5 protein-coding genes and 1 pseudogene are annotated in these 5826 nt (G+C 73.5%); 1 reads left to right on the top strand and 5 read right to left on the bottom strand.

What is annotated here, in order from left to right; translation table 11 throughout:
- Positions 1-576 (top strand): transglutaminase family protein (locus STRAU_RS27995; RefSeq protein WP_037662378.1); only part of this gene is annotated, 576 nt, incomplete at its 5' end.
- 160 nt (positions 577-736) lie between these two features.
- Here STRAU_RS27995 and STRAU_RS28000 read toward each other — a convergent pair.
- The 5 genes and pseudogenes from STRAU_RS28000 to STRAU_RS28020 all read right to left on the bottom strand — a co-directional run.
- Positions 737-1417 (bottom strand): response regulator transcription factor, encoded by a 681-nt coding sequence (locus tag STRAU_RS28000; RefSeq protein WP_016643783.1) that lies wholly within the window; start codon positions 1415-1417, stop codon positions 737-739.
- Entirely contained in the window at positions 1414-2685 is a 1272-nt protein-coding gene (locus tag STRAU_RS28005) for a sensor histidine kinase (protein ID WP_016643784.1), read from the bottom strand. Before STRAU_RS28005 ends, STRAU_RS28000 begins: the two co-directional genes overlap by 4 nt.
- A gap of 32 nt (positions 2686-2717) precedes the next feature.
- Positions 2718-3494: an ABC transporter permease gene (locus tag STRAU_RS28010; RefSeq protein ID WP_052029317.1), complete on the bottom strand. Its 777-nt coding sequence runs from the start codon at positions 3492-3494 to the stop codon at positions 2718-2720.
- Positions 3495-3541: 47 nt separating this feature from the next.
- Complete coding sequence (locus STRAU_RS28015) at positions 3542-4507, bottom strand: ABC transporter ATP-binding protein (protein ID WP_037662380.1); 966 nt, start codon at positions 4505-4507, stop codon at positions 3542-3544.
- A gap of 154 nt (positions 4508-4661) precedes the next feature.
- Positions 4662-5826 (bottom strand): annotated as a pseudogene (locus STRAU_RS28020) (hypothetical protein); the annotation flags it as partial.

Here is a 5826-nt window from a genome sequence, read left to right on the forward strand (position 1 = left end):
ATCGAGGTCGCGCGGCGCGCCGGCGCCCCGGTCCACGGCGTCGCCCTGCCCGGCCACTTCGTCGTCGGCTTCGGCACACCGGGCGTCTGCGCCCAGGGGGCATGCGGCGCGTACGGCGGCTGCGGCGCCGGCGGTGGCGGCAATGCCCAGGATGCCCGGGACGGGTACGAGGAGCGCGTGCTGGCCGATCCGTTCGGCGGAGGGCGGGTACTGAGCCGTACGGACACGCAGTTGCTGGTGGCGGGGGCCACGGGGGCGCCGCTGGACGCCGCGATGCTGCGGCCCGTCGGTGTGCTCGACATCGTGCGGCGCGTCCTCAACAACATCCGCGTGTGGGCCGCCACCCGCCCGGAGCGCTCCGACGTCGCCCTGTGGGCCGTCGAGCTGTCCCTGCTGCTGCCCGCGCCCGAGGACCGGCTGCGCTACGACCGCGCCCAGCTCCTCGTCCAGCGCGGCGACTTCCGCACCGGTGCCGCCGAACTCGACACGTACGCCGACGCGCTGGCCGCCACCGACGAGACGGCGGCGGACCGGGTGCGACGGCAGGCGCGGGCCGCGCGGGCACGGCTGAATTAGGCGTTCCGCCGGAGGTGCCGCGATTGGCCGTCTTTTCTCTGCGGGCGCGTCGTGGCTGGTCGCGCAGTTCCCCGCGCCCCTTCGGGGCGCCCGCGTACTCTCCGTGCCCCTGGAACCGGCGGCTCGCGGGCCACCCTGGGACCGGCTCGGAGCTACCAGCTCAGAGCCAGCCCTTCTCGCGGGCGATCCCGACCGCCTCCGTGCGGTTGCGGGCCGCCAGCTTCTGGATGGCCGTGGACAGGTAGTTGCGGACCGTGCCCTGGGAGAGGTGCAGGGCTGCGGCGAGCTCGGCGTTCGTGGCGCCGTCGGCGGCGGCGCGCAGGATCTCGCGCTCGCGGTCCGTGAGCGGGTTGGCGCCCTCGGCCAGGGCGGCGGCGGCCAGCGTGGGATCGATGACGCGCTCCCCCGCGAGCACCCGGCGCACCGCGTCGGCGAGCTGGGCCGCGGGCGCGTCCTTGACCAGGAAGGCGACCGCCCCGGCCTCCATGGCGCTGCGCAGATACCCGGGCCGCCCGAACGTGGTGAGCACGACGACCTTCAGCTCCGGCAGCGCGGCGCGCAGCTCCGCGGCCGCCTCGATGCCGGTCCGCCCCGGCATCTCGATGTCCAGGAGCGCCACGTCCACGGCGTGCGCGCGGGCGGCCGCCAGGACCTCGTCACCGCGGGCCGCCTGCGCGACGACCTCGATGTCCGGCTCCAGGCCGAGCAGCGCCGCGAGCGCCTCGCGGACCATCGACTGGTCCTCGGCGAGGAGCACCCGGATGGGCCGCCCGGCGGTGCCGGTGGGGCGGTCGGGCGCGGGCCCGGTGTCCTCCGCGGGGCTGTGCGTGCTGCCGGTCATGCGGACGATCCTAGGGCGGTGGGCGCGGCGTGCTCCGCCGGGTCCGGCCCCGCCGGTACGCGCGCGACGAGCCGGAATCCCGGCCGGTCGGCGCCCTGCCGCCGCGCGCCGCGGCCGATGCCGGTGCCCGACATGACGTCGAGGGCGCCGCCGACCGCCTCCAGCCGTTCCGTGAGGCCGGTCAGGCCGTTGCCGTGGTCGCTGCCGGGCGCGAGGCCCACGCCGTCGTCCTCGACCACCAGCTCCAGGACGGGGCCCGCGAGGGTCTCGCGGCGGGTGAGCGTGACCGCGCAGCGGCGGGCGGAACTGTGCCGCACGACGTTGGTGACGGCCTCGCGCAGCGCCCAGGCGAGGGCGGCCTCGCGCTCCTCGGCGGCCAGGCGCCGCTCGTCGGAGGCACCGGGTCCGGATTCCCCGGCCTGCCCGCCCTCCGGCACCTCCAGCGGAACATCCGCCTCGATCCCCGCCGCGGTGAGCGCCGTGCGGGCCCCGGCCAGCTGTCCGGGCAGGGTGAGCCTGCGATAGCCGGTGACCGCCTCGCGCACGTCCACCAGGGCCTGGCGGCTGACCTGTTCGATGTCCGCCACCTGCTGGGCGGCCCGGTCCGGGTGGGCGGGGAGCATCCGCCCCGCCAGCTCGCTCTTCAGCGTGATCAGCGACAGGGAGTGACCCAGCAGGTCGTGCAGATCGCGGGCGAGCCGCAACCGCTCCTCGTTGGCGGCCAGTTGGGCGACCGTCGCCCGCGCCTGGCGCAGCTCGACCGTCGTACGGATCAGATGGCGTACGCCGGTCATCGCGAACCCGACGAGGAACGTCGTCACGCCGAGCCCGGTGACCATGTCGGCCACCCCGCCCCCTTGGGCGTACACGCCGATCGACAGCATCAGCGCGGTGACGGACGGGATCACCCACAGCGCCTGCCGCATGGGCAGGACCGCGCCCGCGGACACCGCGACGTACACCCACAGGCCGAGCCAGGCGGCGTCCATGCCGGTCGACAGGGCGGTCGCGAGGGCCACGAGGACCCCGTACGTCACGTACACCCAGCGCCAGACGAGGACCTTCGTCGTGTACCGGAAGACCAGGGTGAGGTAGCACGCGATGAACGCGGCGAGGCCGAGCGAGCCGAGGACGGTCGCCGCCGCGGAGCGGCCGCCGTCCGCCAGGTCCTTCACCGGCGCGGCCATGAAGACCAGCCAGATGCCGATCCAGGCGAGCTTCGCGCGGGCCGCGCGGCGGTCCGTGGGCGGGCGGCCGAAGCTGTGCATGGGGTGACGGCGGTCCCTGTCCAGTGGTTCTCTCACGCCTTCAGTGTGTCCTTCCGGTACAGCCAGGCGGCGCCCGCCGCGAACACCGCGAAGTACGCCACGAGCAGCACGACGTCGCCCGCGTGCGGCGCGTCGCCCAGCTCGATGGCCCGGCCGAGCGCGGCGTACGCGTGAGTGGGCGTCCAGTCCGCCAGGCTCTGCAGCCAGCCGGGGAACGTCGCCGTCGGCATCCACAGGCCGCCGAGCACCGAGAGCCCGAAGTACAGGATCATCGTGACCGGCCGCACCGCGTCGCCCGTCGCGAGATAGCCCACGGCCACGCCCAGCGCGGCGAAGCACAGGCTGCCCGCCCAGATCGCGCCGGTCAGCGCCAGCCACTGCCAGGCGTCCAGGCGGACGTCCTTGACCAGGGCGGCGACCACGAACACGACGACGATCGACGGCAGGCTGACCACGGCCGCGCTGGCCGTCTTGGCGAGCACATAGCCGCGGCCCGGCAGGCTCGTCAGCCTGAGCTGGCGCACCCAGCCGCTCTGCCGTTCCTTCGCGATGCGCTCGCTGTTGCCCATCAGGACGGCCGTGAGCGCGCCGAACGACGCCATCGAGACCATCATGAAGGCGGGCATCGCCAGGCCGCTGTCGCCGACCTCGGTGGTGGCGTCCGCGCCGCCGGCGATGATCAGGAAGAGCATCGCCGGATACATCACGGAGAAGAACAGGAACTTCTTGTTCCGCAGGGAGCGGATCAGCTCCAGCTTGACGAGGGCTCCCGAGGTGAAGCCCGGCGTGTGGTTCGAGGTGTGGTTCATGGTGAGCTTCGACGTGTGGTTCGTGGTGAGGTTCGAGGTGTGGTTCGTCATGCCGCCTTCGCCTCCTCGGCCGCCGTGATCGCGACGAACGCCTGCTCCAGGCCGAGACCGGCGACCTCGAGGTTGCGGGGATAGATGCCGAGGCCGTACAGCGCGTGCACGGTCGCGTCGGCGTCCGTCGACTGGAGCCGGACCGTGTGCCCGAACACGCCGACTGCCGACAGGAACGGCAGCTCCCGCAGCCGCCGTTCGAGGTCCGGGTCGCCCGCGCGCAGCTCCTCCAGGTCGAAGCTGACCTTGCGGGCGCCGGCCTTCGCCTTGATCTCGGCCGCCGTGCCGTCCGCGAGGAGCCGGCCCCGGTGCAGCACCAGGACCCGGTCCGCGATCGCGTCGGCCTCCTCCAGGTAGTGCGTGGCGAACAGGACCGCGCGGCCCTGGTCCGCCTGCTCCCGCATGGTCGCCCAGAAAGCCTGGCGTGCCGTCACGTCCATGCCGGTCGTCGGCTCGTCCAGGACGACGAGGTCGTTGGCGCCCGCCGTGGCGAGCGCGAACCGCACGCGCTGCTGCTGGCCTCCGGAGAGCTTGTCGACCTTGCGGTCGGCCAGCTGGGTGATGCCCGCGTGGGCGAGGACCTCGTCCACCCGGTGCGGCCGCGGATGCAGGGCGCAGGCGAGGCGGACGAGTTCGCGGACGGTGACCTCGTCCATGAGTCCGCCGCTCTGCAGCATCGCGCCGACCCGCCCCGCGGTGATGGCCTCCCGCGGGCTGGTGCCGAACACGCTCACCGTGCCGCTGTCGGGGCGGCGCAGGCCGAGCAGCAGGTCGAGCGTGGACGACTTGCCCGCGCCGTTCGGGCCGAGCAGCGCCACCGTCTCGCCGGGGTACAGGTCGAGGGTGAGGCCGTCGACGGCCCGCACCTCGCCGTAGCTCTTGGTCACCCGCTCGAAGCTCACCGCGCTCGCGGCCGTGCGGGTCGCCCCGCCCGCCGCCGTCCTTGTCACTGTCGTCGTCATGTGCACCATCGTCGCTGGTCAGAGAGGTGCGACGGCAGTGTCGAGTGTGCTGACATCCGCATGACAGATGTCATGCGGACAGCGTGACGGACAGCGCCTCAAGCGGGGCGCTTCAAGCGAAGCGCCTCAGGCTGAGTGCCTCGAGCGGAGCGCTTCAGTTCGCGTTCGTCTCGATCACTCCGGTCCGCTCCGCGGTCGTCTTGCCCCGCAGCGCCTTGCCCATCGCCTGGGCCACGTCCGTCGGCTGGACCGGCGTCTTCTTGCCGTTTCCGCGCTGGATCAGGACGCCGTCGAACGTGTTGCCGTAGAGCTGCTTGAGCGTTTCGAGGTCGTACGTCTCCACGAGCTTGCCGTTGACGACCTTCGCGCCGAGCACCTGCGGCAGCGACTTCGCCGGGCCGAGCGGGATCGACTTGCCGCCCGCCGTGATCGTGACGTTGGCGGACATGGCGGGCTTGGCGAACTGCTTCATGAACCGGTCGACCTCGGCGTTCGAGACGGTCGGCTTCCGGTTGGTGACGGGCACCGCGACGGTGCCCGCGCTGCCGGTCTCGACCTGCTTCTTGTACGCCTCGGCGACCGCGGACGACGACTTCTCGGCGTCGATGCCCTTGCCCGCCTTGCCGTAGACGGGGACGGCCTTGCCGGGCTCGAACTTGACCGTGCCCTCCTTGGCCGATCCCGCGCCGCCCGCGGAGCGCTCCAGGGCCGCCGCCAGCTTCTCCTCGTCGACGGGCATGACGGGCTCGACGACGCGCTCGCCGCCGAACAGGCCGCCGATCACCGACACCGGGTTGTAGTCGCTGCCCGCGGCTTCGCGCACGGTGGCCTGGCTGTCGAGGGTGAGGCCCGCCTGGTCCGGCTTCAGGGTGACCTGCTCGCCGCCCACCGTCAGCTTCAGCGGCTTGTTGACGCGCTCGCCGAGCGCCGCGTCGAGCTTCTTCACGGCCTCGTCGCGGGTGCCGCCGCCGACGTCGACACCGAGGACGGTGGTGCCCTTCGGTACGTCGGCGTGGTTCATCAACAGGCCCGCGCCGTACGCCCCGCAGCCGAGGACGACGACCAGGCCGGCCAGGAGGACCAGCTTGTTGCGGCCCTTCTTCTTGGGCGCCGGCGCCTTCGGCACGTTCGGCTGCACCGGCTCGGGCAGCTTGGGCGGGGTGTGCGGGCCGGGCTCGTCCAGGTGCGCGCCGGGCGCGAACGGCGAGTTCTGCGCGGGCGGTACGACCGGGATGCCGCTGTTCAGCGTGTCGCCGGAGACGTGGCCGCCGGGGGCGCCCGCCCCGGGGGCGCCGGGCGCGGGCGGGCGCTGGCCGCCG

It is taken from the genome of Streptomyces aurantiacus JA 4570 (assembly GCF_000414115.1).
GTDB lineage: Bacteria > Actinomycetota > Actinomycetes > Streptomycetales > Streptomycetaceae > Streptomyces > Streptomyces aurantiacus_A.